Genomic DNA, 244 nt, shown 5'->3' on the forward strand with positions numbered 1-244 from the left:
AGGTGTTTCGGAAGGCTAAACCGGTAGACGAGAGCGCACGAGAAGACTCCTTTATCTCCTACCTAGAAGGCGTTGCGCCGACTCAAGAGCGCGAGCTCGTCGACTATGACCGGAATGCGTTCGCCAGTCTCGAGTTGCCAGACTTCGCGGTAACCGGAGACCTCTCAATACAGGAAGGTTCACGCAAGCTTCATGTGCAAACACTCGACAAAGGGCCGCTTGAAACTGCCTTGGGTGTCGACTT

Annotated in this window: 1 protein-coding gene; it reads left to right on the forward strand. The window is 54.9% G+C overall.

Features of this window, described 5'->3' with window-relative positions:
- Positions 1 to 244 (forward strand): hypothetical protein (locus tag SB772_RS44670; RefSeq protein ID WP_410839111.1); only part of this gene is annotated, 244 nt, incomplete at both ends.

The organism is Paraburkholderia sp. SIMBA_030, assembly GCF_046535245.1.
GTDB lineage: Bacteria > Pseudomonadota > Gammaproteobacteria > Burkholderiales > Burkholderiaceae > Paraburkholderia.